This is a genomic window from Vibrio sp. D431a (assembly GCF_030248655.1).
In the GTDB taxonomy this organism is placed as follows: Bacteria; Pseudomonadota; Gammaproteobacteria; order Enterobacterales; family Vibrionaceae; genus Vibrio; species Vibrio alginolyticus.
Map to the genome: position 1 here is coordinate 225,246 of NZ_JAHGAP010000015.1, position 25,842 is coordinate 251,087.

The following is a 25,842-nucleotide window of genomic DNA, read 5'->3' on the forward strand; positions in this document are numbered from 1 at the left end:
AATCACCTGCTGTTAGGTTGGATGTTGGGGAACTCATCTATCCTAAAAACAGCGGGTTAGATTTTTTGAGTACTAGTTCAACAAATTGCAGATGAAGATCGTGATCAACTAATCACTTAAAGAATATCAAATCAACCAGTTAACCTAATTGACGTGCTTCTTTAACAAGTGAGATGTGCTAGTAACGTGCACAACGTGTTAAGTCTTATAATTTATTGATTTATAAATAAAGGAGGTAGGAGTCTCGTGATGAGGTTATTAAACATGAATTTAGCCGTGCAATTTTCCAAAGTTTACAGTGTAAAAAAAAGCGGCTTTACCCCGGAACAGATAAAAGCCGCTTGCCAATGATGTGTTAATTCACATCTTATCGCATAATCATTTGTTCACGGCCAGGACCCACAGACACCATTTTTACTGGTACGCCCATGAGTTCCTCAATGCGTAGAACGTATTTCTGTGCTGCTACTGGAAGCTCTTCAAACTTACGACAACCTGTGATGTCCTCGCTCCAGCTTTCCATCTTCTCGTAGATTGGCGCAAGAGAGGCAGTTTGAGGCCAGATTGGGTTTTCGCTGTGGTCGCCTTCGTAGCCAACACAGATTTTCAGATCGTTAAGGCCAGTCAAACAGTCTACTTTCGTTAGTGCAATTTCAGTTGCGGCTTGCAGTTCAACGCCATTCTTCGTAGCGACTGCGTCGAAGTAGCCCATGTCGCGTGGACGACCCGTAGTTGCACCGAACTCGCCAGCAAGTTCGCGGAAAGCGTCTTGCTCTTCCATTGCAGTGATCAACGTACCAGTACCCACTGATGAGCTGAAGGCTTTTGCAACAGCAATAACGCGTTCAGGACGAAGTGCCGGAAGGCCACTACCGATACCCGCGTACATTGATACAACGTTAGAAGATGTTGTCCAAGGGTACTCACCGTAAACAAGGTCACGACCCGCGCCAAGCTGCGCTTCGAACAATAGAGTTTTGTCTTTCGCTTGTAGTTCTTTTAGAGGAAGCGTTACGTTGCAAATTGAATCGCGCCAAGGTGCAGAGACTTCTAGCAGCCAGTTCGCCAGTTCTTCAGCGGTTTGTTCAAACTCGAACGTCGGGTAAAGTGCACGCAGTTGCGGCAGTTTCCAATCCATCATGAATTGAAGGCGTTCAACTAATACTTCTGGTTGCTTCAACCAACCAACTAGGATGCCTTTCTTCATTACGCGGTCACCGTACGCAGGTGCAATACCTTGACGAGTTGAACCGTATGCTTTGTCGCCTAAACGCTGTTCTTCTAGCGTATCTTCTAGTGCGTGTAGAGGTAGACACAGTGTTGCGCGATCAGAGATGCACATATTCACTTTTACGCCTGCTTCTTCAACTTCCGCAATCTCCTGAGACAGCAACGCAGGGCTGATAACCATACCCGGACCTAACACTGCCAAACAGTCTGGGTTGAATACGCCACTTGGTAGCTGGTGCAGCTTGAACGTACCTAGATCGTTAACCACGGTGTGACCCGCGTTGTTACCACCTTGGAAACGAATGCTCGCAGAAGCTTGCTCTGCCAAAAAGTCAACGATGCGGCCTTTGCCTTCATCACCCCAGTTTGCACCCACAACAACGATAGACGACATAATTTAATCTCCAAAAACAGATGCAAAAATCTTAAGGTGTTCGCCATAATAAGAGAAATTAATTATACTCATCAACTTGATAAGAATCTCATATCGGAATTGGCAATGTTAGATTTGAACTGGCTGCGAACCTTCGTAACTCTTGCAGAGGTAAAACACTTTGGTAAAACAGCGACGGAACTGCACATGACGCAGCCGAACGTAAGTTTGCATATCAAGCAGTTGGAGCAAGCCACGCGCACGAAATTGATTGAGCGAAATCCCGTGCAGTTGACGCAAGCGGGGAAGCGTTTGTTAGCTACTGCGCAGCGGATGCTCAATGAGCTGCAAATTTGTCAGTCAGATCTCAATGCCATCAACGATCTTACGCAGGGGACGCTTTCTATTGCGGCGAGCGATATTGTTTCACGTTTACTGCTTATCAAACCATTTCAGCAATTCAAAAGTGAATATCCGGGGATCGACTTGGCATTGTTCAACACCACATCTTCTCAAGCGGTGGATTTGGTGAAAAGTGCGCGTGCCGATATCGGCTTTGTTATCGCACAAAAAGAGAGTCAACCGCTGCATTTTACGCCTCTCACGCAAATTCACTGGTGTGCGTTTGGCGATAACATTTTTGAGTGGCAAGACAATCGAAAAGAGAGCCAGACGCTGATTCTACTAGGGCACGATACTCGAACCCGAGAGCTGATTGATGCGTCTTTACCTGAGCTAAATCTGCCTAAGCATCGCGTGATGGAAGTGGGCAGTGTGGAAGCACAAATCGACTGGGCGGAAGCGGGATTTGGGACTGCTATTGTGCCGGATTTCTCGCTCGATCCGAGATTAAAGCTTTCTCGTGAAGTTACGCCTTTGCCAAGTTTTCCAAACACTGATTTCGGCTACATCGTGCGTCAAAATCAGGTGTTGTCCAAAGCGGCAAAACAGTTGTTGGCTTGGGTTGGCGAGAATGTGTCGGTGGTTGAGGGCTAAGGCGATGAAAGAAAAAGCCATGAAAGAAACGAAGATTACGATTTCGCTCCCATCCTTGATTCACCGTATTGGGGGCGACCATGCCAAGCGAGCGAAAACACTCGCAGCAGAAAAACAGTGCGATCTTAAGCGAATTAGACGATCTCGTCACTGGCAAATCTCGGGCGAGGCTTTGGATGTAAAAGCGTTTTTAGAGCATCTCAAAAACGAAGAAGCAGAGACGATGCGATTTGCGATCAACAAGATCGAACAAGCTCTACTTGCTCACCAAGACAAATTGGAACCTTTGGACGTGAAGTTGATACGTTTGGTGAGACAAAACCCAAACATCACCTTAGCTGAGCTGATGGCTGAAACGAACTGCACGTTAGTTCAAGCTCGCACGGCACGATTTGATGCTGAGTTGCTTTAAGATCGGTTTGTGGTTTACTCACTTTATTAACAGATGTTAGGGTACCGATCAAAATCACTCACTAAGACCATTTTATTATGGATATTTGGCAGCTTCTCCTTTTTATTCCTGCTTGCTTCGCTCTAAATATGGCTCCAGGCCCAAACAATTTATTGGCAATGAATAATGCGCGTTGTTACGGCTTTAGGGCCGCGTTTACGGCCAGTTTAGGCAGAATTGCTGCTTTTTCAGCGATGATTGCGTTGTCTGCATCAGGTCTGGCTGTGATTTTGTATACGTCAGAAATGCTATTTTTGGCAATAAAGTTGGTAGGAGCGCTGTATCTACTGTGGATTGCGTTTAACCTTTGGCGTTCAGAGTCCAGCCCGATCTCTGACTTGGACAATTCGCGCAATTACGCAGGACTTGCGAAGCAAGAATTTACTCTTGCTGCTGGCAACCCGAAAGCGATTCTTATTTTTACTGCATTCTTGCCGCAATTTGTTGATGCCAATGCCAACGTTCAAGAGCAGTTTTTTGCCCTTGGCTCCACGTTTTTGATATTAGAAATGGTCGCCATTTCAATCTATGCCATCTTTGGTTTGTACTTGAGACACTGGTTTTCAAACCCCAAAATGGCGAAACGTTTCAATCGCGGATGTTCGTTGTTTTTAGCTGCATCAGGGGCGAATTTGCTACTAAGTAAGCAATAACAAAACATCATCTCTGTAGATTATTTTTCTGTAAAAAAGCCGCTGATGTTACATTAGCGGCTCTTTTCGTTGATGCATCGATTAATTTATTGTTACCACATCAAATCGTCAGGCACGACGAAATCTGCGTATGGATCGTCTTCTGCTGGAATGTCCGATTCAGGTTCTTTTTGTTCGATGATGACGGACTCATCACGTTGAGCAATTTTATTCGCTACTCCACGTGGAATGACAACATAGCTTTCACCAACAATTGCGATTGCCAAAATACCTTTGATCAACTGCTCGCGGATAAGTGAATCTACATAAAGTGATTTCACTAGCGTACCGTGAGTGAAGTTGTATTTGATGTCGCCATCTTTTAAGTCGATCTTGTTCATCTCAATCAATTGATTGATCTGCGCTTTGATCTCTTTGTTTAGTCGCTCAGCATTTTGCTGCTCGCTCAATTGTTTATCACGCTCTAACTGTTGGCGTTTATTCTCTTCAACCGCCGCTTTTACTTCGCGTGCTTGAACGCGTGATTTTTTAGAGCCTTTCTTCGCTTTCTTTAGTTTCTTTTCATTAACTAAGCCAGCTTTCAGCATTTGTTCTTGAAGGGTAAGTTTTGCCATGTTTTATCCAGTTAGTGCGCAATTTTGGGCATTTTACCCACTATTGCCACTTGTAGTAAATAATAGTGCTTTCTATGGGTCTAAAATGTTTGGTTGGCTTGTTATCTCTTTAATGGAAAGTGCAAAGCGGGCCTTCTCCAAAGCCCGCGAGCGTTACTGAAATCTAGGTGGGTTATGGCTGCCACTGTTTAGATGTGACAAGGTTATCCATCACTTTGTTTACCGCTTGATGCGCTTTGTCGACAATGGTGTCTATATCGTTACGGTTCGCGATAAGCGGTGGAGCAAATCCGAGGATGTCACCATGTGGCATGGCGCGAGCGATTAAGCCTTGCTCTAAACAGGCAGCCGCGATTTGCGGGCCTACTTTCAAGTTTGGATCAAAGTGTGCACGGCGGAGCTTGTCTGAAGAAAACTCCAACGCATGCAACAAGCCAACGCCACGAGTATCACCGACTAATGGATGATCGTTAAACGTCTCTGCCATACGTTGCTGCAAGTAAGCGCCGACTTCGGCCGCGTTTTGCACTAAGCCTTCACGTTCAATGATATCGAGGTTGCAGTTCGCGGCTGCCGCTCCCATTGGGTGACCAGAGTAGGTATAACCGTGTCCGATAGCGCCCCATTGGTCCGTGCCGTTTTCTAGCACACTCCAAACTCGTTCACCGACGATCACGCCAGACAGCGGTTGATACGCTGAGGTTAACCCTTTCGCTACCGTGATGAGATCCGGTTTCATGTCGTAATGGAGTGAGCCAAAATCGGAGCCGAGGCGACCAAAGCCACACACCACTTCATCCGCAATCAAGAGCACATCGTATTTGTCGAGCACTTTGCGAATCGCCTGCCAGTACCCTGCTGGTGGTGGCACAATACCGCCAGTACCGAGCACTGGTTCTGCAATCATTGCTGCTACCGTTTCTGGGCCTTCTTCCAAGATCATCGCTTCGAGTTGATCTGCGCAATATTGAGAGAATTCGAGCTCAGACATACTCTCGTCTTCACGGCGATAATAATATGGCGCGATGGTGTGTTTGATACGCTCAAGTGGTAAATCAAAATGGGCGTGGAACAGCGGCAAACCTGTCATTGAACCGGACGCGATACTTGAACCATGGTAGCCGCGGTCACGCGAAATGATTTTTTTCTTCTCTGGTAGACCACGAGCATTGTTGTAATACCATACCAACTTAAGTTGAGTTTCGTTCGCGTCGCTGCCTGACATGCCGTAGTAAACTTTGCTCATGCCTTCAGGCGCCATTTTGATGATGCGATCTGACAGTGTCACGAGCGCTTCGTTCGTATGACCGACGTACGTGTGGTAGTACGCCAGTTCTTTGGCTTGCTCATAAATCGCATCGGCCATTTCGGTCCTGCCATAGCCAATGTTTACACAATACAACCCGGCAAAGCCGTCTATCAGCTCGATGCCTTCTGAATCGGTGATGCGTATTCCGCTTCCGCTCGAGATAATTCTTCCCGGAAGCTCCCCGGCCGCATACTGCTTTAGGTGGGTTGAGGCATGAAATACTCTCTGACGATCGATCTCTAAAAGTTGTTGGGTTTTGTTACTCATGATCCTTCTCCTCGAATAATTGGATATCCATATTTCGTGTCTCAACTGCCACTGACGGTTGGTAAAGCGCCTAAGCAGCAGTATTTGATTTCGCTGTATTCTTCAAATCCGTGACGGCTTCCTTCTCGTCCAAGACCAGACTGTTTCACGCCGCCGAATGGGATAGGGTGCCCTGTCATTTTGACGGAGTTCACGCTCACCATGCCAAACTCCAAACCGCGCATGCAGTGCCAAATTTGGTGGATATCGTGACCATAAACATAGGCAGCTAAGCCGTATTCAGTGTCGTTGCTCATTTCAATCACGGTATCTAAGTCTTGGTAAGGCAATACGCCTGCCACAGGACAAAAATTCTCTTCGCGATACACCGCCATTTCAGGGGTTACATCGGCTAGCAATGTCGGCGCGAAGAAGTTTTCGCCTGGTACGGGCTGGTGGTATCCCGCTACCAATCGCGCGCCTTTGTCGAGCGCGTCACGCACCAAATCATGCGCTTTATCCACCGCAGTGCGATTAATAAGTGGTCCCATGGTGGTTTTTTCGTCTAAGCCATTGCCCAAAACGATGTGGCTCATTTCTTTGGCAAATGCTTCCAAAAACGCTTCGTACTTATCGTTAGGGACGAAAATACGGTTTGCGGCCAAGCAGTCTTGTCCTGCGGTTTGAAACTTCGCATCCACGGCGGCTTTGGCTGCTTGCTCGACATCCATATCTGGCAGCACGATGAAAGGGGCGTTACCACCGAGTTCCATACTGCACTTCTTCACGGTTTGTGCCGCGTCGCGTAGCAATAGTTTGCCTACTCGAGTTGAGCCTGTGAACGAGAGCGCTTTGACTTTATCGGAGTGACACAAGGTTTGTGACACCATCACCGCATCGCCAGTGATCACGTTAAACACACCAGGTGGAAAGCCAGCTCGATCTGCTAACTCTGCCAACGCTAACGCAGAAAAAGGCGTTTCACTGGCTGGCTTAATGAGCACCGGACAGCCTATTGCTAGTGCGGCTGCGGCTTTGCGTGTGATCATGGCATTAGGAAAGTTCCATGGCGTAATCAGTGCTGCGACACCAATTGGCTCGCGTACCGTTGATAGCTGCGCATTCGGAATATGACTTGGGATGGTTTCGCCATAACAGCGGCGTGCTTCTTCGGCAAACCAACGAACAAAGGATGCGCCGTAGTCAATCTCACCTACAGCATCACCTAGTGTTTTTCCTTGCTCCATCACCATCAAATGAGCAAGGTCTTGCTTTGATTCTAGAATCAGGTCGTGCCAACGCATGAGAATTTCAGCGCGCTCTTCTGCTTGCATTTTTCGCCATTGACGAAAGGCTTGGTCGGCTTCATCAATCGCTTGATAGAGTTGTTGCTGAGATAGCTTAGTGATGTAACCGATGACCGTGCCATCTGCTGGATTATCCACCGGATGAAATTGATCACCACTTACCCATTTGCCATTCACGTACGCTAAACCTCTCACCAAACGTACGTCTTTCATTATCGCCATCATGTCGTGCGAGGCTTTTAATTCTTCAGCGTGTAAGCTGTGCAGTGCTGTCATGAGTCCTTCTCCCAGCATCGTTGTCCATAATGAAACTGTAATGGAGAAGTGACCGAAATAATTTCTGATACCGAGGTTTAAAACGTCAGAACTTTCTTTTTAGTGCCGTTAAATATGGTGTTTTTTCTGTTCACGCCTGATACGCATTTTCCCTTTTATAACAAAGCGTTTTGGTTTACTTCGAATGTGCCCGCATCACGTTTGATTGTTTTTGTCACAATGTAAGTAAAGTAGCGCTCAATGCCCACATCTGAGTCTAACCAGTTGTCGATAAGCCGCTGATATTGGTCGATATCTTCTGACTGAATTTTAAGGATGTAATCGATACCACCGCCCGTGGCATAGCAATCAGTGACTTCTGGTGAATGTTGAACCAGTTGCTCGAAGCGTTTGAACGCTTGGGCGTTGTGTTCTTTGAGCGTAACTTCAACCATAACCGACGTTCGTTTGAACAAAATATCGGTATTTACTTTTGCTCCGTAACCTTCAATGATGCCTGCTTCTTCCAGTTTTTTGACGCGCTCCCAGCAAGGGCTCACGGATAGGTTGATGGCCTCGGCAAGGTGAGACTTGGTGATACGACCATTATCATGAAGTATTTGTAGAATTTTTACGTCGTAGCGATCGAGGCGCATTATGAGTCTCCCTGTTGAATACTAATCATTTCATAAAGGCTGATGACTGGTCGCTGTTATAAGGTGCTTTCCAGTTTGCTTCTGGTATGCCATTTGTTTTGATTTCTTAGTTGGCTTTTCAATCAGCCTATCTCGCCGCAGTCTTCGGCTATAACTGCGATAGTGTCACCGATATTCACCATAGCAGGAAAACGACGTGCCGCGAAAATACCATTGCGCTGTGACTTGTACTCAACGGGGGCGGTACCTGTGCGCTCGGTCGAGAAGATTCTCACTAATACATCGCCCTTTTTGACGGTATCGCCAAGATCAAATAAGTATTCTGTGATGCCGTGGTGTTGGCTTTGCACATAACAACTTGCATCAGGCATACCTAATAACTTAGTTGGTTGGGTTGGTTGTTCGTAGTCACCGGGCAAGTTGCCTGAGAAGCGCAAGAAGTTGCGAATGCCACGGTCGGAATAAGCGATGGTTTCTGGAGTGCTGGTTCCGCCTCCTCTTAGTTCGGTGGTAACAAAGATTTTTCCCTGAGACTCCACGGCAGTGTCATACAGGCTGGTGGCGTCCATTTCGAGCAAGATCATGGTGTAAGGTGCGCCAAACAGTTTTGCACCTAATATGCAGGCTTCTTCTTGATCGAGATTGTCGAGACGATGGGCAGCGGCGAACGGCACGATATCTAACGTTTTACCACCTGAGTGAATGTCTAACGCAAAATCGCACTTAGGAACTAGGTAACGAGTAAAATAATCCGCAATTTTCTCGGTCACTGTGCCTATGGGGTTGCCAGGAAAGCTGCGATTTAAATTCCCTTTATCGATAAACGACGTACGTGAGGCATTTTGTACCGCAGGTAAGTTCATCATGGGTACAATAATGACACGACCTTGGATTTGATCTGCCTGAAGCGAGTTCGTCAATTTTAGCAGGCTGGTGATGCCTTCGTATTCGTCTCCGTGATTACCGCCAGTAAGCAGTGCGGTTGGTCCGTGACCATTTTTGATCACGGTGATAGGTATCATAATACTGCCCCAAGCGGAGTCGTCATGTGAATAGGGCAGCGTTAAAAAGCCGTGCTGTACACCTTCTCGGTCAAAGTCTATGGTGGCTGTGATCGAGCTTTTTTGCATATCAAGTCCTTTTAGTTCTCAGACCTGGCTCAACAGAGCTTAAGGTTTGAAAAATTAGTGTTTAACAAATAAGTGGCGTGGAAAATCACACAATGTTTTTGCTCCATCATGGGTAATGACGATACTTTCCGTTGTTTCTAACCCCCAATCTTTGAACCACAGCCCCGGCATAAAATGGAATGTCATGCCTTCTCTCAAGATGGTTTTATCGGTGTCTCGCAAACTCATGGTTCGTTCCCCCCAATCTGGTGGGTAGCTCAAACCTATTGGGTAGCCACAACGGGCACCTTCGCGTGAGAATCCCGCTTTATCGAGAACCTGGTTTAGTGCATTGGCGATGTCGGCGCAGGTATTTCCGGGCTTTGCCACTTTCAAGCCCGCTTCAAGTCCTAGAGTCAGGGCTTCGTCGGCTCGTTTAAACTTGTCGTCAGGCTCGCCAAGAAAAATAGTGCGTGAGAGTGGGCAATGGTAACGGCGGTGCGCCCCTGCGATTTCAAAAAACGTCCCTTCGCCTTTCTTGAAGGGTCTGTCATCCCAAGTCAGGTGAGGTGCGGAAGCATCAGAACCTGATGGCAAAAGCGGCACAATCGCGGTGTAATCGCCAAAGTGGTCTTCATGCCCGAGCACGGCTTGGCGGTTAATCTCGGCAACAAGGTGGTGTTTCGGTAATCCAGGTTCAATCATGTCGAACGCGACGCGGTGCATATTTTCAACAATGCGAGCGGCACGGTACATGTACGCCAGTTCTTGATCGGATTTAACGGCGCGGCACCAGTTGACTAGTCCAGTTGCATCGAGAAGTTGAGCATTCGGTAGGTGCGTAGTGAGTGATTCGTAAGCGGTGGCGCTAAAGTAATAGTTATCTTTTTCTACGCCGATGCGACCACGATCCCAAAGGCGCGGAGCCAGTACGGCTTCGACTAGGAAATCCATCGGGTGTAACGGCGGGTTCATTACATAATGGTCTGGATAGTAGGTAATGTTTTCTGCCGACATATACGCAGTCCTGTATGCTCCGTTGGCATCTTGGCAGCGTCCAAACCAAACTGGCTCATCAGATGGACCAACAACGACACATTGTGGCACGTAAAAAGACCACCCATCATAGCCTGTCAGCCACGCCATGTTAGAAGGGTCATGAATGATAAGGACATCCAATTCTCTTTCTTCCATCGATTGCCGAACTTTCGTTAACCGATCCTGGAACTCATCCAGTGTAAAATGCAAAGCAACGCCTCTCATATTTTCTCCTTGTTAGAAATCCGACGCCTTATGGGCCTTCGGAGACGCTGAGGTATTTCTACCTTCTACCAGCTAGCCAGATCTGCGTTAAAAATGATTGCAATTTACCTCTGGGGTTGTATTTGGATTAAACGATGCTGTTTAACATGTTTGTTTAACCCATACATTTCATGTCAATCATTACAATTGTGGTTTATTTTTGTGCATTTCACCTCGTTTTGTGAGTTAAAGTTCGCCATTTGTTAAATGGAAGTTACAATGAGCGTTAAAAATGAATCAATTAAAATATTGTGTCATGACAATTTCTTTGAACCCGATCATTCGGCCAGGCACCGCTAAATACATCTCCATTGGTAACTATCTTGTCGAATGTGTCCGCAGTGGTTATCTAAAACCGGGGACTCGATTACCCACACATCGTGAGTTTGCAGAGCAAATTGGCGTCAGCGTACAAACGGTGAGCCATGCATATGGTTATGCAGAGAAAAAAGGGGCGATCGAGTCTTGGGTTGGGAATGGTACTTTTGTCAAATCAGGTTTTGTGGATGAAAGTACGGACACGGAGTTCATGCTGACACAAGAGATGAAAGAAACGCCGGATGAAATTGATATGTCGATTGCACATCCAGTGGTGACCGATCGCCACATTACGCTTTTTAATCAGGCGTTAATGGAGATTGCTGGGCAAACAAACAATCGTGGTTTGATCAGTAAAGCAAAGCCGGTAACAGGTCAGCCTCATCATATTGAGTCAGGAGCACGATTTCTAAGTAGCCAAGGGCTGGATGTGGGTGCCGATCAAATATTACTCACAAATGGTGCATGCCATGGTTTAACGTTGGCTTTAAGCACAGTTGTTGAACACGGTGATGTAGTTGCTTGTGGTCACTTGGTTGATCATGGCTTGATCTCTCGCTCGAGAATGCTTGGATTTAAGTTGCAACCACTTGAAATGGATGAGTTTGGTATAACGCCGGATGCATTTGAATGGGCATGTAAACACAAACCAATCAAGGTATTGTGTTGCACACCGAGCATGGCTAACCCGACTAGTGCGCATATGGATGTTGCACGCCGAGAGGCGATAGCGAATATTGCGCAGCAATACGACATCTATGTCATTGAAGATGACGTGTATGGAGCACTAGAACCTAACCGTGTCCCACCCCTTGCCACATTGTTACCCGAACAAGCTTTCTATGTCACCAGTTTAACCAAAGTTGTAGCGCCAGGCATGCGCACTGGCTATCTGACGGTCCCACGTCATTTTTTGCAGCACGCGATTGGTCGTTTAGCGGCAACGAGTTGGTCTGCGACTCCATTACCATTTGAAGTCGCTCATTTGTGGATCGAAAACGGTACGTTAAATCGACTTATTCGCTTTCAAGTCAATGAGTTTGCTAAGCGACAGCGAATAGCAAAAGCCGCTTTAGAAGGGCATGTTTATAGCTCGCACCCGAATGGACAGCACATTTGGTTGAGACTACCCGAGCAGTGGAATAGCGATGACCTGGTTGCTTCGGCTAAGCGTTCAGGGGTGCAGATCACGGGATATAAACCGTTTGTTCTCGATACAAATCAGCCAATGCCTTACGTGCGAATCAGCTTGGGAGCAGAAACAAACCGAGGCTACATCAAACACGGGTTATCTGTGATTGCTGAAATTCTCGATACCAACCCTCCCACCTCACACTTTTTGGTCTGAGCGATAGGTTATTTATGCTTTTATCTGATGGGCTTAAACGTTTGTAACTGAGTTTTTTCTTGTCGCCATTGTCTCGGCGATTTCCCCGTCCAACGGCGAAAGTGGCGGCTGAAGACCGCAGTTTCTGCATAGCCCAGTTGCAACGCGATATCGGTAATACTCTGGATATTCTCATGCAATCGCTGTTCGGCGAAATCCTGACGCACTTGTTGTAAAAGCTGCCGATAATTTGTGCCCTGTTGTTTCAGCTTGTTTTGCAGCATTCTCGGATGCAGGTCTAATGCTCTTGCAACGCGCTCAACGCTGCATTCTCCGGTTGAGAGCAGACGGCCAATCATGTTTGCTGCTTGGTCACTGAGATTGTTGGGGTAACGGGTTTGCAGCTCTTTGAAGTGCTGTTGAAAATGGCGCTCTAGTGCGTCTTCATCTTGGTGGTTCTTAGCGTTAAGCAGAGTCGCTTTAAGTAGGATACCGTCAAACTTATCACCGAAACGCAGTTTGTTCTGCTGGGCAAATTCGCTCTGTTCTGTCTCGAAGCTCGCGTGTTGGGTGAGGTGTAAACAGAAGTGACTTGCTTCAATATCAAGTAAGCTCGCAACAAACATGGCTAAGTGCGACACACTGAGCTGCATCAGCTGTGCTATACCTCGTTCGCTGTGCACATCAATATTGAGCGACAACCGTACCCAATCATCTTGTGGCGTCATGTTGAGAGTGACCCCTGACGAATGCAGATAGAGAAAATCATTCACCCGCGCCAAGGCTTCACCGACCGTTTGCGCCCGGGAAACCAGCATTGGCAAGTCTCCCAAGCTCTGTAGGTTTTGACGCTCGGAGAGCAACACGCCAAACAGCGGTTGCTGACAACGAGCAGCCGCTTCCTCCAGCAATTCAGCCAGCCTAGGGTAGGCGAGATACGTATCGGGATTGCGAAACTGCGCCGCAGACAGGCCAACAGCGGCCATTATCTCTTGCGGATTCTGACCTAATTCTGAAACCAAGCTATCAAATTTATCATCAGCGCCACTTCGTACGATATACATGTCTCGATTTTAAAATGTTAACAGGTTGTAAATCGCAATATATCAAATTTACTTCGTAAAAGGTCAAGTGAGTGCCAGTGAGTTGATCTAAGTTACATTTCGATAACAACAACGCATGGATGAGAAGCAGTATGGAACTTATCAATAAAACTGCCATTGTGACTGGGGCAGCTGGTGGAATTGGCCAAGCCATCATTGCAAAGCTGAGAGAGCAAGGAGCCAAAGTGCTTGCTGTCGATATTTCAGAACAATCATTGCAAATGTACACAAGTTTTGACCCAAAGCAGTTGGGAACCTTTGTCGCGGACGTCACCGATTACCAACAAGTTGAAGCTATGGTGAAGTGCGCGGTTGAACAGTTTGGCTCGCTTGACATCATGGTCAACAACGCGGGCATCGGTGCACCGAAACCTCTGCTTGACCACGACCCAATTGCCGATTTTGAGCCGATCTCTAAGGTCAACCAAAATGGCGTTTACTACGGCATTCTTGCCTCTGGAAGACAATTCCAAGCGCAAGGCACGCCGGGCGTGATCCTCAATACTTCTTCTGTTTACGCACGAATGGCGTCTGAGATGACCTTTACCTACAACGTCAGTAAAGCCGCAGTCGATATGATGACCAAATGCGCCGCATTAGAACTCGCACCATTGGGTATTCGTGTTTGCGCTGTCGCTCCGGGACGCGTTGATACTCCGATGTTAAGGCAATACGAAGAGATTGGCCTGTGGGACCACATCCGCAAAGAACAGATGCGTCAAAACTTCACACAACCAGAAGAGATTGCTGATGTGGTGGCGTTTCTGGTCAGCGAGAAAGCCAACTGTATCAACGGTTGTACCATCAGCGCATCTGACGGTTTCGAGAATTTTAAGTACCCACTTATGGGATAGGCGAGTACGCCACATTACAGCAATAGCGAGGATGTAAGTTATGTCATTACCAGAAGTTATTCAGCACCAAGATTTCTTATTAACTCTTAATACCAATGAGGAGTCGCTCATCAAAGACGCGCTACCGGGTGTGGATGTTTACCCGTTGTTTCTTGACCCAGAAAACGGTACTTGGGTGATTCGTGCCAAATTCAAACCGGGTATCACTCTGCCTAAGCACTTCCACACTGGTGTGGTGCATTTCTATACGCTGAGTGGCGCTTGGCACTACATTGAATACCCAGCTCAAGTCCAAACCGCTGGCAGCTACTTATATGAGCCGGGCGGTTCGATTCATACCTTCCACTGCCCTGAAAGCTCAGGCGGTGCCGACGGTTTTATGGTGATCACTGGTGCAAACATTAACTTTGACGAAGAAGGTAACTTCATCAATATCATGGATGCGGGTTGGATTGAGCAAGTTGTTATTGCAACAGCGAAAGCACAAGGCTTCACTGCGCGCTACATCAAACCGGGTGCGATTGCTGGCCTAAGCGATGAGCTAGCGGAGTAACCCCATGCAACAGATGAACAGTATCATAATGCAGGATGGTAGTGTCCGCCTGAAGCAAGTCGAAATCCCCAAACCTGCAGCGGGACAAGTGTTGGTTCGTAGTCTAGCTTGTGGCATTTGTGGCTCCGACCTTCACATTACTCGACACGCGGATGAGGTATTTGATGTATTCCACCAGCTCGGGTTGATGCCTGATGAAGCCGGTGAGCACGCTCAAGTGATGTTGGGGCATGAGTTCTGCGCGGAAATTATCGAATACGGTGCCGATACGCAGCAAACGTTGTCCGTTGGTAGCCGAGTCACCTCAGTGCCGATGTTGCTCAGCCAAAATGGCGCGGGCGTTGGTGTTACTCCGGGTACTTATGGCGCTTACTCTGAGTATTTCCTGCTTGATGAAGCGTTATTGCTACCTGTGCCAGACGGAATGCCGTCTGAGGCGGCGGCATTAACCGAACCACTAGCGGTCGGTTTGCACGCGGTCAACCGCAGTGAAATCGAAACGGAAGAAACAGCGCTGGTTGTCGGTTGCGGCCCTATAGGGCTGGCGGTGATTGCTGCACTGAAACAACGTGGCGTCAGCAATATTCTTGCGGTCGATCTTCAGGAAGAAAAGCTGCAACTTGCCAGCGAGTTTGGCGCAAATCGATTGATCAACCCGACCAAGGAAGACGAGATCGCCGTCGGGGCACAGTACGCGATGAATTCACGCTTGGTCATTTATGAGTGTGTTGGCAAGCATACCTTGATTGACGATTTTCTGCGCCGCGCTCCTGCCCGAGCGCGAATCGTCATCTCGGGTATCCATACGACACCCGCAATCATTAACTACGCGTACGCGACGGTAAAAGAGCTCGACTTGAGATTCTCTTACTACTACCAACCGCACGAGTTTGAGCAATGCCTACAAGCGATTGCCGAACATAAGTTGCCTTGGCAGAAAATGCTCACTGCCAAAGTAGGGATCGATGGTGTGGAAGATGCGTTTAGACAGTTAATGACTCCCAATGACCACATCAAAGTGGTTATCGAACCTTGGCGCAGCGGCGCGTTAGAAGTGATTTAACTCTTAGCCAGATTAAGCTAGCTAAAACCAATTTTAGTTTGGTGACAGCCCCAACCGTAGCAGCTAGGTTGGGGCTTTTTTGTTAGGCCTGTTCTGCGCATTCCTGTTGCAGAGCAGGGTAATCGGTGTAGCCTCGTTCGTTTCCGCCAAACAACGTTGAGCCATCGAGTTCTGCCAACGGATGGTGATGTTGCAAGCGAGAGACTAAGTCTGGGTTTGCTACGAATGGCCGTCCGAATGCTACAAGATCCGCGTAGCCTTTCTCTAATACTTCGTTTGCTCGTTGAGGATCGTAGCGACCGGCAACAATAATAGCGTTGCGAAAGCGCTTTCTAAGTTCGATTCGAAACGTCTCAGGAATCGTTGGTGCATCGGCCCAATCGGCCTCGGACAAGTGCAAGTAGGCAATGTCGCGCTCCTGTAGCTGTTTTGATGCTTCCAAGATTGTTGGAACGATATCTGGGCAGTCCATATCTTTAAACGTAATGAATGGTGCCAGTCTCACTCCAACTCGATGCGCACCAATAGCGGCGATAACTGCATCCACTACTTCGATAAGAAAACGGATACGATTTTCTCGTGAACCGCCGTAGTTGTCTATTCGATGGTTTGAGTTGGTTCTTAAGAACTGATCGATCAGATACCCATTCCCGCCGTGGATTTCTACACCATCAAAACCCGATTCAATAGCGCGTTTGGCTGCGTTCGCGAAATCACCGACAACTCGGTTGATATCCGCTTGTGTCATGGCGCGTGGCTCAACACAATCGACCATATTGCCGTTGCCTTGTTCATCTGCAATCCAAACTTGCGTCTCTACCGGAGCGAGCGCAGATGGCGCGATAGGCTGTTCACCATTTTGGAATGTTGGGTGAGACACTCTGCCCACATGCCATAGCTGACAAAACATCGCTGCGCCTTGTGACTTGACCGCTTGGGTCACACCCTGCCAGCCCGCCACTTGCGCATCGGTGTAAACGCCAGGGGTGAACGAATAGCCTTGAGAATCGTCCGAAATTTGTGTGGCTTCGGAAATGATCAGCCCGGCAGAAGCGCGTTGTTGATAATACGTTGCCATCATCTCATTCGGGATGTTGCCCGGCTGAGTGGTGCGTGCGCGAGTCATTGGTGCCATGACAATACGGTTTTGTAGTGACAACGCTTTCAGTTGAGCTGGTTCAAACAGCTTATTTGATCTTTGTTGCATGTTGCGCTCCTTAGATAAGTACTGGCACGTTGGTCGCTTTACGAGCGGTTGCCATCCAATGAAGTACGGCTGGATCCCATTGCACTTCGGGAGCACTGAAAAAACCGCGTAGAATAGAGAACATAATGGCTTGGTCAACCAGTGACGTTTGCTTTTCTGAACTTAGGTTGAGCAAGGGTTTGGTTTGTTCTATCAAAGCGGCGACTTCTTTCGCAATCGCAGGTGTATCGTTAATCAAGGCTTCAAAATTTAACGCTTCGGTTTCTTTTTTTGCACGCCATGCTTGTTTAGCGGTTTCTGTTGCAAATTCCGGTAACGTCATGTTTGACCAACGCGGATACCCGACTTTTTGTAGCGGTAAAAACGCTTGTTTTTGCCAGTCTAAAACCGGCGCTGAGGGTTGGCTGCTTTCATTGGAAGATGCCAATTCAAGGAAGTAGTTGATGATGTCTAAGCTTTCCGCCATCGCTTCACCATCGTCTTTGATCAAAAGAGGAACTTGTTTTGCGCCGATGATGTTTGTGGTGGTGCTCTCGTCGTCATAAGCAATGTTGATGACGTCGAGCTGAATATTCAGCATGCCAGCGACAAAACGGACGCGGGCGCTAAAGGGGCAATGTTCATAAATGTACAGTTTCATTTTTTGTTTCCTATTCTCTTGGCTGGGTAGGGCGTGTTGTTGTGCGTTGAACAGCGTTACGGCGTTTAACTTTGCCCTGTCACATAACGTTCTGGGTCTAAACAATGTCGATAGGGTCAGTATATGGATTCGACTTAATTTGATAATTGGGTTATATCTGAATTGATTATTCAGTTTTTCCAAATAATAAGGGCGCGAAGGTGGATAAGTTTTCGGATATGACGTTGTTTGTCAGCATCGTTAAACATCAAGGTCTGGCAGCGGCGGGAAGGGAGTTAGGTTTGTCTCCGGCGACGGTAACGGCAAGGCTGCAAGCGATAGAAGAACGCTATGGCGTAAAGCTGCTCAACCGAAGCACACGCCACGTATCACTCACGGACGCAGGGGCAATGTACCATCAAGCTTGTCTGAACATCATTGATAGCGTGAAAGAGACGGAAAACTTGCTGCAAACGGGTATTTCGGAAGTGCGCGGAACGTTGAAAATTTCAGCTCCACGAGATATTGGCAAACAAATTATTTCGCCGATGGTGTCGGCTTTTTCTGAGCAATATCCGGATGTGACGCCTTATCTTTATCTTAATGACAATTTATCGAACTTGGCTGAATCGGGGCTCGATTTAGTGATTCGTTACGGTGAGTTAGCGGACAGTAATCTCATTTCGCGCAGGCTGGCGTCGAGTCAACGCGTGCTGTGCGCGTCACCTGATTATTTGGCGAAGCAAGGTGTCCCAAACTGTCCACAAGATCTCGCGGACCATCGCTGCTTAGCCATGGTGCGCAGCAATGAAGAATTAAAGACGTGGCACTTTAAAGATGAAGAGTCTCACCAAACGATCACGGTCACGCCAAAGCGCTTTTCTGATGATGGTGAAGTGATTCGACAATGGGCGTTGGAGGGGGCGGGGATTGCGTTGAAATCGATTTTAGATATTCAGCAAGACCTAAAACAACAACGTTTAGTAACGGTTTTGGATGGGTATATGAAAAACTTCAGCGCCTTTTCGCAAGGCGCTGAAGCGGATCTACATGTCATTTATCAAAGCCGCCAATATCAACCGAAAAGAGTTCGCCTGTTTTTGGACTTTCTAGTTGAGCAATTTAGCGCGCTGAGTGATGCCAGCAATCAGATCTAGATGCGATTCAGAGGTTTCTCGGCGGTGGCGATAAATCCCGACGGTGCCAGGGTTTGGTTCGTTTTCCATGGTTAAGCATCGTAAGCCAAAGGATTCCAAATACGGTTTGAGGTGGCCGGTATAAGACATCACCGCGACGCTTTCTTTCAGTACATCAATACTGGCGAGCAGAGAATCCACTTCGTAAGTCGGTCTGTCATCCAGTTGCTGCCTTTCGCGTTCATTTTGCTTCGGGATTGGGTTATCGATGACGTGAGCGAATTTCTTAGCGTCATAAGTGACCGAAAGAGCGGGGTATTCGTGCAGCATATCTTCGGTGACGGTTTTCCCTAGAAGTGGGTGGTTTGGGGAAACAAAATAGGAATCAACCGTTTGAAATAGCGGAATAAACGTAACATCACATTTAGACGACAAGCCGACAATCTCGTGGCCGATGAAGAATTCAATCTGTTCGCTGATTAATGAATCCATCAAGCCTAAGTGGTTGCCAAATTCGACGTGCGTAGATGCCGATGGCTGCTTGCTCAGATGTTCATTGAGTGCTTTTTTGACGAACAGCGGCCACCACGCATCGCCAGTACCCATTTTAATTTTTCCGACTTGGTATTGTTTCCGTTCATCAATGCTTTGCATCATTTGGTTGTATTCATGCTGCATCGCGTTGCTATGGCGATAGAGGATGCGTCCGTATTCGGTCAATACCATGCCATTAGGGTGACGTTCAAACAGCGTCACGCCGAGATTCTCTTCCAGCTTCTTTAAATTGCTTGTTACCGTTGGCTGGCTTAACCCTGCCATTCTTGCCGCAGCGCTGATGCTTTGGCAGCGTGCAACCAGTAAAAATTGCTGCAGAGATTTGTCCATTTTCTTTCCCCTCTAAGAACGAGGGGTATTTTGCACAATTTCATTTATAAATCACAAATCTGTAATCTCATTTGATTGAAATTATGCGCATTTCATAGATCTACATCACTGTTGGGGTTTGACGTATAGATGTTATCTATAGCTCGCTCCTGACTTCCTATTTTCCCCTCAAAAAGGTGTTCTTTAGACTGTCGCCAAAACAACAATCTAAGGGATGAACATGAAACCGAGTTTTATTGCGCTTGCTGTCGCGTCTTGTATTGGTCTTGCTGGATGTGGGTCAGATTCTTCTGATGCGCCAGTGCCGGTCGACAAACCAATTATTTCAGCCGACTTATATTTACGTGGTTTAAATGGGGATTGGGGCACGGCAGAGCATGCCAAGCTAAACTATTTGGGTAATAACGAGTACGAAACCGTACTGCGCGTCGCTCGAGGTAGTAATCAGTTCAAGATTGCTGATCCGGGTTGGCAGATCCAATACACCTACTTTGAGGAGCCCGCGGCGTTCGATAAAGCTCAGGAGTACCTGCCAAAACCAGACACGAATGAAGCGTGTATGAACGATGATTGCAACTCTGAGATCACGTTTGAAGACAAAGGGTATTACAAGTTTTCTGTGAGCTTTGCCGATGAAAGTCGCGCGACAATGACTGTGACGAAAGCAACACAAGAAGAAGCGGAAAAATACTACTCTGATGCGATTCTCGACCCTGCAATGGTGCATGAAGGGCATCAGAGCAAAGAAGTGAAACTGTTCGCCAATTACGATGACTCGAGTGATACCGTGATTTTCTCGGTGAAAGATCCTAAAGCGGAGCTGCGTGAATTTGGTATTTCAACGACGACAGAATTGCGTGATGCGCTCGACCAAGGCTTAGTGATTAATGAGCAAACAGGGCCGCGAGTGGTGTCGGGTGATGTCGCGTTTGACGCGTTGTTTGCATTGACGATGAAAGAGCTAGACCAGCTTGCCGTTTCTGAAATCAAAGACGGCAATTACAACTACAACAACCCAATCAAAGCGGAAGTTTTTGAGACGGGCGCGAAGTGGCATTACGTATGGACGCGTGATTTGGCGTACGCAGCAGACCTTTCGCTTGCATTGATGAATCCAACTCGGGTGCAAAATGGTTTGAATTTCAAATTGTCTGCTTTCCGCGACACGACCGATCAGCAATACGATGGCGAGCAGATTGTGCAAGACACGGGCACTGGCGGCAGTTGGCCAATCAGTACCGATCGCACGACTTGGGCGCTTGGTGCTGAACGCTTACTTTCGGCATTAGATGGGGAAGAGTACAACCAATTTTCTGAGCGCGCTTACAAAGCGATCAGCAATACACTTGAAGCCGATCGCCTGGCGGCTTTTGATGCGAAATCCGGTTTATACACTGGTGAACAATCATTCCTCGATTGGCGTGAGCAAACGTATTCAACGTGGACGCCAAACGATGTCAATACAATTGGTAGCAGCAAAGCGTTATCGACAAACGTGGTTCACTACCGCGCGATTCAGCTCGCGGCTAAGTTGGCAGAGAAGTACGATTCAACCAACGCGGTCAAATACACCAATTGGGCTGAGCAGTTAAAAACCGCTATCAACGAGCAGTTTTGGAATGCCGAACGCGGTATGTACGTAAGCTATTTGTTTGACAATGGCAAAGACATCGCGGTCGACAAATATGACATGTTGGGCGAAGCGTTGGCGATCATCAGTGGTGTGGCAAGTGATGCGCAGGCGAAGCAAATCATGGCCAATTACCCCCACAGTGAGTTTGGCGTGCCGGTTTACTTCCCTCAACAACCGGATGTGCCTGTGTACCATAACCGCGCAATTTGGCCATTTGTTACCGCGTACAGCTTGCGCGCCGCGCATCAAACACAAAACGTGGCTGCGGCGAACAATGCCATTCAATCGTTGGTTCGTGGTACAGCGACCAATTTATCCAACATGGAAAACTTAGAGTGGCTTTCTGGTAAGTCATTCATCATCCATAGTGATCATGGCGAAGATCCGAGCTTGGATGGCCCAGTGATTAACTCTCAGCGTCAGCTTTGGTCTGTGGGTGGCTACTTGAACATGGTGGTAGAGACCTTATTCGGCATCCATACCGAAACGGGTAAGTTGGAAGTGAAGCCATTTATCACAAGTTGGGTGCGCAATAACTTGTTGGCTCAGTCTGAACAAATCAAGTTGGAAAACTTTGCCTTCAAAGGAAAGAACTACTCGGTAACCATTGATTTGCCTGAAGTAAGCAAAGATGAAACGGGCTACTACCCAGTTGAAAATGTCACAATGGACGAAGAGGGGCATTTCCACGTGACACTGGGCGCGCTAGTGAACGTAGATAGCAGCATTACTTTAGTTTCTGGTGTGAAACCGTATGTGAGTGAAGATAGCCGCGTTTATTCTCCGCAAGAGCCGACATTGGTGGTAAAAAGCGTTGATAATTCTGTTTCGATTGACGTGACGAGCAAGTACAACGTGAACTTGTATCGCAATGGCGAGCTGATTCAAAAGAACGTGATTGCTCAATCTTATTCCGATACGCCAACAGGTTTTGCTTGTTATTTGGCTGAAAGCATTAACGATAAAGGCTTCCGTTCTAACCCAAGCCAACCTGTTTGTGTCGGTGAAGAGATCCGCATCAAACTCGATGGCGAATATCAGCCACTCAAAGACAATGTCTCAGTGGTTACGGTGAGTAAAGACAGTGGCATCGTAAAAGGTACAGAGTCGTTTACAGCGCCTGTAACGAGCACTTACCAGTTCGATGCTTGGTACAACAATAACCTAGGGCAACTTAATACTGGCATCACGAACACCGTGAAATTGTTAGAGGTATTGGATGATGCAGGTAAGGTGGTTGGCCAAGGTTACTTGCAGATGGGCCATATTGGTGAAAACCAAGGTATGCGTTACTCAACGCCAATTGAAGTAGCGTTGGAGCAGGGAAAAACCTATCAGATCGCGCTGAAGGACCACTTCAATATGAGTTACCTCAAATCGAATGAAACCTACATCTACGCTGGTGGTATTGAGGGTGAAAAGAACGAAGCGCAAATCGCAGATATTCGAATCACACCTTTAATGTAGACTGTTTTAACAAAGCTGTATTCTAAAAAAACTGTGTTTTAAGAAAAAAAGCCGCTGAGATTATCAGCGGCTTTGTTGTATTTGCTATCGGTGGCCGTTTACAGGTTAGTTTGCAGCCTGCGGACGAGGTTTACGGCGCTGACCTGACGGTTTATTGCCATTTGGCTTGTTGCCGTTAGGTTTACGGTCATCTGGTTTGCTGTGTGCACGACCTTGGCCTTCACGGTTACCTTTAGGCTTGCCTGCACCGCCTTGGTTGGTGCTGTTTTTGTTGCCGTTGTTACCAGCGTTGAAGCGACGCTTAGGTTTGTTTGCACCATTGCCTGCTTTCTTATCGGTTGCTGGGGCGTTTTCACTTGCAGAATTTGGCGCTTTTGGTTTTTTCGGCTTCTTAGGTTTTTTCGGTTTGATTGGGCGAGTATCCAGTTTAGATTCTGGCACCACATTGGTTGGCGCAAAACCTTCCAGCTCTTTACGTGGTAGTACTTCTTGAATCAAACGTTCAATCGCAAACAACTCAGATGCTTCTAGCGCACACACGAGTGAAATCGCTTTACCTACTTCGCCCGCGCGGCCAGTACGACCAATACGGTGAACGTAGTCTTCTGCCACTTTAGGTAGCTCAAAGTTCACCACTTGCGGCAATTGAGGAATATCGATACCGCGCGCAGCAATGTCCGTCGCGACCAACACACGAATTTCACCCGATTTAAAATCCGCCAGTGCTTTGGTACGCGCGCCTTGGCTCTTGTTGCCGTGGATGGCAGCAGCCGGTAGGTTTTGTTCGATCAGGAACTTCGCCAGACGGTTTGCGCCGTGTTTCGTTTTCGTAAACACCAGCACTTGCTTCCAATCGCCGTCTTTGATCAATTTAACCAACATCGGTGCTTTCTTTTTCACGTCTGCTGGGTAGATGCTTTGCTCAACCGTTCTCGCCGTCGAGTTTGCCGGGTTCACTGAAATCTCAACCGGGTTGTTCACCAAGCCTTTCGCAAGGTCACGGATTTCATCCGAGAAAGTCGCCGAGAAAAGTAGGTTCTGACGCTGTTTTGGTAGCAGAGCTAGGATCTTACGAATGTCACGGATAAAGCCCATATCCAACATACGGTCTGCTTCATCGAGCACTAGCACTTCCAGTTGGTCGAACTTCACCGCATTTTGGTTGTACAAATCCATCAGGCGCCCTGGTGTCGCGACCAACACATCCGCACCTTTGCGAAGACGCTGCATTTGCGGGTTGATCTTCACACCACCAAAAACCACCGTACTGCTTAGTGGAAGGTGACTGCCGTACATAAACACGTTTTCTTGCACCTGAGCCGCAAGTTCACGCGTTGGCGTCAGGATAAGTGCACGAACTTGGTTAGCACGAACGCGAGGGCCGTTCGATAAACGCTCAAGAATCGGTAGCGTAAAGCCTGCGGTTTTACCTGTACCAGTCTGCGCTGCTGCCATTACGTCTTTCCCTTCCAAAATAGCAGGAATTGCTTTTGCCTGAATTGGCGAAGGGGTGTCGTAGCCTTTTTCTTGAATAGCTTTAAGGATTGGAGCAGATAGACCTAACGAGGTAAAACCCATATGTATGATTCTCAATTGTAGAGTTAGATAACAACGCGCCGAAAACAAATCGGTGCGAAAAGTGCGACATTCTGAGGCTTTTACGCGCAGGCTTCAACTAATTCCGTCATGGATAAATATTTGAACTGGATCTCATTTCTTTTTGGCAGGCAAAACTGATAACTGGTTTGATCGATCGATTGAATGGTTTTACGTTGGCGATGCCCATTCTTACATCGCTATCACGGCATGCAGTTTTAGTTTATCAAATGCTGTTCGGAGTGTGGGGGAGGCTTGCTCCTTTCATTACTCCGCTTTTGCATGCGTTAAAAACGCACTCGTCAATTGCTGAAAGAGCGAATCTACCGACGGGCGGTCGGATATATGATGGAAGAGCGGTGTGTGGACATCACCACGAATATCATCGCTGTGACCACAAAACTGATTACACATTCGTACTGGTTCGACAATCTTCTCGACGTCGACATCAATCAGAATGCATGCTTGTGATAACACCACTTGCCCACCGCCTTTTTTCAGTAAAACGCGCTGCGCGGTTCCCACGATTTTTTGCCCGCCAATGTTGAGGTTGTACTCGCCATCGCAGTAGGAATACGGTGTAGTATGAACATCCACTTTCACGCCTAGGTGTTCAAAGAAAACCGTTAATATCGCACATAAATCGAGATACGCTTTTTTGATGTTGTAAGGCTCGCCTTCTGGCCAGTGGTAAATGTGGGATAGATTGATAATACCTGGCACCTGAGGGACTGGGGCACCACCGGTTTTACGAGAAAAGAGCTTCCAGCCAGACGTATTTAACGCATGTTCTAACTCATTAGACACTGGCCATTTCTTACCCGCGGGAAGCACGAGCGTTGGACTTTTTACTTGCCAAAGCAATAGCACTTGCGAGAGTTGGTTGGACTGAACTTGTTTAATGAGCTCATCTTCTTTGTCAAATGCATCAGCGACTTCCGTAGCTGTGTAGCGAATTAGCTTATTTTTAGCAACCAAACTCTATCCCTCGCGGCTATTTAATCATTACTGTTGTATCTCAGATACAGCTTTATTGCTAGGTTTGAGTGATTAGGTTTTTGCTCGCTAGTTGCATGATCACCTTTTGAGTCTTTTCCGTTGTCCATTAAGTTTGCTTGAACACGCGATAAAAAGTTTTTGCTAGTCATCACATCAGCCATTCATAAAATCTGCCATCTATGAAAATTTTTGGCGATATAAGTATGAAAAAGCGAGTGATGACTCTCGCGTTAGCGGCATCATTAACGGGATGTGTGACGTTCCCAACTCAAGAATCTGAGCAAGTACAGGTGCTTTGGGACAATGTGAATGCGATTGAAAACTGTGAACTAATGGGTACCGTGATCGGCTCAGAAGGACACTTTTACGACTATTGGCTTCACGCCGATAAAGACATGGTTTGGGGTACGTTAAACCAAATGCGCCTCAAGGCGGCAGATTTAGGCGCAGATACCTTGTACTTATATCAACCGTTGAGCTTTTCTACGTCAGTGACGATGTTTGCAAATGCTTACAAGTGCAAACAGTAGCTATTGGCTTGATCATAATTGAAAGACAGGCGCTGCTCGCCTGTCTTTGAT

Annotated in this window: 23 protein-coding genes; 10 read left to right on the forward strand and 13 right to left on the reverse strand. The window is 47.3% G+C overall.

What is annotated here, in order from left to right; all coding sequences use genetic code 11:
• Nucleotides 1-367 precede the first annotated feature (367 nt).
• Nucleotides 368-1,624: an adenylosuccinate synthase gene (locus tag KJB35_RS14040; RefSeq protein ID WP_005373814.1), complete on the reverse strand. Its 1,257-nt coding sequence runs from the start codon at nt 1,622-1,624 to the stop codon at nt 368-370.
• Between the two features lie 105 nt (nt 1,625-1,729).
• Here KJB35_RS14040 and KJB35_RS14045 point away from each other — a divergent pair, with 105 nt between their 5' ends.
• The 3 genes from KJB35_RS14045 to KJB35_RS14055 all read left to right on the forward strand — a co-directional run bounded on the left by KJB35_RS14045 (nt 1,730) and on the right by KJB35_RS14055 (nt 3,703).
• The gene (locus KJB35_RS14045) at nt 1,730-2,599 is read left to right on the forward strand and encodes a LysR family transcriptional regulator (RefSeq protein ID WP_005373812.1); all 870 of its coding nucleotides are present in this window, start codon (nt 1,730-1,732) and stop codon (nt 2,597-2,599) included.
• Nucleotides 2,600-2,618: 19 nt separating this feature from the next.
• Nucleotides 2,619-3,011: a ribosome recycling factor family protein gene (locus KJB35_RS14050; RefSeq protein ID WP_017819813.1), complete on the forward strand. Its 393-nt coding sequence runs from the start codon at nt 2,619-2,621 to the stop codon at nt 3,009-3,011.
• A gap of 77 nt (nt 3,012-3,088) precedes the next feature.
• Nucleotides 3,089-3,703, forward strand: a complete 615-nt coding sequence (locus KJB35_RS14055) for a LysE family translocator (RefSeq protein WP_017633575.1) — start codon at nt 3,089-3,091, stop codon at nt 3,701-3,703.
• A 92-nt stretch (nt 3,704-3,795) separates the two neighbouring features.
• Here the strand turns inward: KJB35_RS14055 and KJB35_RS14060 are convergent, their stop codons facing one another.
• The 6 genes from KJB35_RS14060 to doeA all read right to left on the reverse strand — a co-directional run bounded on the left by KJB35_RS14060 (nt 3,796) and on the right by doeA (nt 10,462).
• Nucleotides 3,796-4,317 carry a DUF2058 domain-containing protein gene (locus tag KJB35_RS14060; protein WP_017633576.1) on the reverse strand — a complete coding sequence of 174 codons (522 nt, stop codon included), beginning with the start codon at nt 4,315-4,317 and terminating at the stop codon, nt 3,796-3,798.
• Nucleotides 4,318-4,489: 172 nt separating this feature from the next.
• On the reverse strand, nt 4,490-5,893 hold the full coding sequence (locus KJB35_RS14065) for an aspartate aminotransferase family protein (protein ID WP_053304591.1): 1,404 nt from the start codon (nt 5,891-5,893) through the stop codon (nt 4,490-4,492).
• 41 nt (nt 5,894-5,934) lie between these two features.
• Nucleotides 5,935-7,455 carry an NAD-dependent succinate-semialdehyde dehydrogenase gene (locus KJB35_RS14070; RefSeq protein ID WP_213907754.1) on the reverse strand — a complete coding sequence of 507 codons (1,521 nt, stop codon included), beginning with the start codon at nt 7,453-7,455 and terminating at the stop codon, nt 5,935-5,937.
• 155 nt (nt 7,456-7,610) lie between these two features.
• Entirely contained in the window at nt 7,611-8,090 is a 480-nt protein-coding gene (locus KJB35_RS14075) for an Lrp/AsnC family transcriptional regulator (RefSeq protein ID WP_005387046.1), read from the reverse strand.
• 122 nt (nt 8,091-8,212) lie between these two features.
• The gene (doeB, locus tag KJB35_RS14080; protein WP_130546417.1) at nt 8,213-9,220 is read right to left on the reverse strand and encodes a N(2)-acetyl-L-2,4-diaminobutanoate deacetylase DoeB; all 1,008 of its coding nucleotides are present in this window, start codon (nt 9,218-9,220) and stop codon (nt 8,213-8,215) included.
• 54 nt (nt 9,221-9,274) lie between these two features.
• Nucleotides 9,275-10,462, reverse strand: coding sequence for an ectoine hydrolase DoeA (doeA, locus tag KJB35_RS14085; RefSeq protein ID WP_005373780.1), 1,188 nt, complete (start codon nt 10,460-10,462; stop codon nt 9,275-9,277).
• A gap of 271 nt (nt 10,463-10,733) precedes the next feature.
• Here doeA and KJB35_RS14090 point away from each other — a divergent pair, with 271 nt between their 5' ends.
• Nucleotides 10,734-12,167 (forward strand): PLP-dependent aminotransferase family protein, encoded by a 1,434-nt coding sequence (locus tag KJB35_RS14090; protein WP_081248204.1) that lies wholly within the window; start codon nt 10,734-10,736, stop codon nt 12,165-12,167.
• A 20-nt stretch (nt 12,168-12,187) separates the two neighbouring features.
• Here KJB35_RS14090 and KJB35_RS14095 read toward each other — a convergent pair whose 3' ends face one another.
• On the reverse strand, nt 12,188-13,210 hold the full coding sequence (locus tag KJB35_RS14095) for an AraC family transcriptional regulator (protein ID WP_285357040.1): 1,023 nt from the start codon (nt 13,208-13,210) through the stop codon (nt 12,188-12,190).
• 131 nt (nt 13,211-13,341) lie between these two features.
• Between KJB35_RS14095 and KJB35_RS14100 the strand changes: the two genes are divergently transcribed.
• From KJB35_RS14100 to KJB35_RS14110, 3 genes are read left to right on the forward strand one after another with little or no spacing between them, the layout of a single operon-like run.
• Entirely contained in the window at nt 13,342-14,103 is a 762-nt protein-coding gene (locus tag KJB35_RS14100) for an SDR family NAD(P)-dependent oxidoreductase (protein ID WP_064354539.1), read from the forward strand.
• Between the two features lie 40 nt (nt 14,104-14,143).
• Nucleotides 14,144-14,656 carry a 2,4'-dihydroxyacetophenone dioxygenase family protein gene (locus KJB35_RS14105; protein WP_064354540.1) on the forward strand — a complete coding sequence of 171 codons (513 nt, stop codon included), beginning with the start codon at nt 14,144-14,146 and terminating at the stop codon, nt 14,654-14,656.
• A gap of 4 nt (nt 14,657-14,660) precedes the next feature.
• Entirely contained in the window at nt 14,661-15,719 is a 1,059-nt protein-coding gene (locus tag KJB35_RS14110; RefSeq protein WP_053307200.1) for a zinc-binding dehydrogenase, read from the forward strand.
• Nucleotides 15,720-15,801: 82 nt separating this feature from the next.
• Here the strand turns inward: KJB35_RS14110 and KJB35_RS14115 are convergent, their stop codons facing one another.
• The gene (locus KJB35_RS14115) at nt 15,802-16,926 is read right to left on the reverse strand and encodes an alkene reductase (protein ID WP_064354541.1); all 1,125 of its coding nucleotides are present in this window, start codon (nt 16,924-16,926) and stop codon (nt 15,802-15,804) included.
• A 10-nt stretch (nt 16,927-16,936) separates the two neighbouring features.
• On the reverse strand, nt 16,937-17,566 hold the full coding sequence (gene grxB, locus KJB35_RS14120) for a glutaredoxin 2 (protein ID WP_029825713.1): 630 nt from the start codon (nt 17,564-17,566) through the stop codon (nt 16,937-16,939).
• A gap of 200 nt (nt 17,567-17,766) precedes the next feature.
• On the opposite strand from grxB, the gene KJB35_RS14125 reads away from it, so the two are divergent.
• The gene (locus tag KJB35_RS14125) at nt 17,767-18,702 is read left to right on the forward strand and encodes a LysR family transcriptional regulator (RefSeq protein ID WP_064354542.1); all 936 of its coding nucleotides are present in this window, start codon (nt 17,767-17,769) and stop codon (nt 18,700-18,702) included.
• Here KJB35_RS14125 and KJB35_RS14130 read toward each other — a convergent pair.
• Nucleotides 18,655-19,566, reverse strand: a complete 912-nt coding sequence (locus tag KJB35_RS14130; protein WP_053304584.1) for a LysR family transcriptional regulator — start codon at nt 19,564-19,566, stop codon at nt 18,655-18,657. The genes KJB35_RS14125 and KJB35_RS14130 overlap by 48 nt on opposite strands.
• Before the next feature lie 220 nt (nt 19,567-19,786).
• Between KJB35_RS14130 and KJB35_RS14135 the strand changes: the two genes are divergently transcribed.
• On the forward strand, nt 19,787-22,666 hold the full coding sequence (locus KJB35_RS14135) for an amylo-alpha-1,6-glucosidase (protein WP_053304583.1): 2,880 nt from the start codon (nt 19,787-19,789) through the stop codon (nt 22,664-22,666).
• Nucleotides 22,667-22,771: 105 nt separating this feature from the next.
• Here KJB35_RS14135 and KJB35_RS14140 read toward each other — a convergent pair whose 3' ends face one another.
• Together KJB35_RS14140 and KJB35_RS14145 are read right to left on the reverse strand one after the other, a co-directional pair.
• Nucleotides 22,772-24,244: a DEAD/DEAH box helicase gene (locus KJB35_RS14140; protein WP_285357049.1), complete on the reverse strand. Its 1,473-nt coding sequence runs from the start codon at nt 24,242-24,244 to the stop codon at nt 22,772-22,774.
• A 285-nt stretch (nt 24,245-24,529) separates the two neighbouring features.
• On the reverse strand, nt 24,530-25,240 hold the full coding sequence (locus KJB35_RS14145; protein WP_213986717.1) for a lipoate--protein ligase: 711 nt from the start codon (nt 25,238-25,240) through the stop codon (nt 24,530-24,532).
• 224 nt (nt 25,241-25,464) lie between these two features.
• Between KJB35_RS14145 and KJB35_RS14150 the strand changes: the two genes are divergently transcribed.
• Nucleotides 25,465-25,791, forward strand: coding sequence for a DUF4156 domain-containing protein (locus KJB35_RS14150; protein WP_031778841.1), 327 nt, complete (start codon nt 25,465-25,467; stop codon nt 25,789-25,791).
• Nucleotides 25,792-25,842 lie beyond the last annotated feature (51 nt).

Excerpts from the sequence above, each read along its gene's own strand:
- KJB35_RS14040 (WP_005373814.1), bottom strand. The coding sequence starts at position 1,624 with ATGTCGTCTATCGTTGTTGTGGGTGCAAACTGGGGTGATGAAGGCAAA.
- KJB35_RS14045 (WP_005373812.1), top strand. The coding sequence starts at position 1,730 with ATGTTAGATTTGAACTGGCTGCGAACCTTCGTAACTCTTGCAGAGGTA.
- KJB35_RS14050 (WP_017819813.1), top strand. The coding sequence starts at position 2,619 with ATGAAAGAAACGAAGATTACGATTTCGCTCCCATCCTTGATTCACCGT.
- KJB35_RS14055 (WP_017633575.1), top strand. The coding sequence starts at position 3,089 with ATGGATATTTGGCAGCTTCTCCTTTTTATTCCTGCTTGCTTCGCTCTA.
- KJB35_RS14060 (WP_017633576.1), bottom strand. The coding sequence starts at position 4,317 with ATGGCAAAACTTACCCTTCAAGAACAAATGCTGAAAGCTGGCTTAGTT.
- KJB35_RS14065 (WP_053304591.1), bottom strand. The coding sequence starts at position 5,893 with ATGAGTAACAAAACCCAACAACTTTTAGAGATCGATCGTCAGAGAGTA.
- KJB35_RS14070 (WP_213907754.1), bottom strand. The coding sequence starts at position 7,455 with ATGACAGCACTGCACAGCTTACACGCTGAAGAATTAAAAGCCTCGCAC.
- KJB35_RS14075 (WP_005387046.1), bottom strand. The coding sequence starts at position 8,090 with ATGCGCCTCGATCGCTACGACGTAAAAATTCTACAAATACTTCATGAT.
- doeB (WP_130546417.1), bottom strand. The coding sequence starts at position 9,220 with ATGCAAAAAAGCTCGATCACAGCCACCATAGACTTTGACCGAGAAGGT.
- doeA (WP_005373780.1), bottom strand. The coding sequence starts at position 10,462 with ATGAGAGGCGTTGCTTTGCATTTTACACTGGATGAGTTCCAGGATCGG.
- KJB35_RS14090 (WP_081248204.1), top strand. The coding sequence starts at position 10,734 with ATGAATCAATTAAAATATTGTGTCATGACAATTTCTTTGAACCCGATC.
- KJB35_RS14095 (WP_285357040.1), bottom strand. The coding sequence starts at position 13,210 with ATGTATATCGTACGAAGTGGCGCTGATGATAAATTTGATAGCTTGGTT.
- KJB35_RS14100 (WP_064354539.1), top strand. The coding sequence starts at position 13,342 with ATGGAACTTATCAATAAAACTGCCATTGTGACTGGGGCAGCTGGTGGA.
- KJB35_RS14105 (WP_064354540.1), top strand. The coding sequence starts at position 14,144 with ATGTCATTACCAGAAGTTATTCAGCACCAAGATTTCTTATTAACTCTT.
- KJB35_RS14110 (WP_053307200.1), top strand. The coding sequence starts at position 14,661 with ATGCAACAGATGAACAGTATCATAATGCAGGATGGTAGTGTCCGCCTG.
- KJB35_RS14115 (WP_064354541.1), bottom strand. The coding sequence starts at position 16,926 with ATGCAACAAAGATCAAATAAGCTGTTTGAACCAGCTCAACTGAAAGCG.
- grxB (WP_029825713.1), bottom strand. The coding sequence starts at position 17,566 with ATGAAACTGTACATTTATGAACATTGCCCCTTTAGCGCCCGCGTCCGT.
- KJB35_RS14130 (WP_053304584.1), bottom strand. The coding sequence starts at position 19,566 with ATGGACAAATCTCTGCAGCAATTTTTACTGGTTGCACGCTGCCAAAGC.
- KJB35_RS14135 (WP_053304583.1), top strand. The coding sequence starts at position 19,787 with ATGAAACCGAGTTTTATTGCGCTTGCTGTCGCGTCTTGTATTGGTCTT.
- KJB35_RS14140 (WP_285357049.1), bottom strand. The coding sequence starts at position 24,244 with ATGGGTTTTACCTCGTTAGGTCTATCTGCTCCAATCCTTAAAGCTATT.
- KJB35_RS14150 (WP_031778841.1), top strand. The coding sequence starts at position 25,465 with ATGAAAAAGCGAGTGATGACTCTCGCGTTAGCGGCATCATTAACGGGA.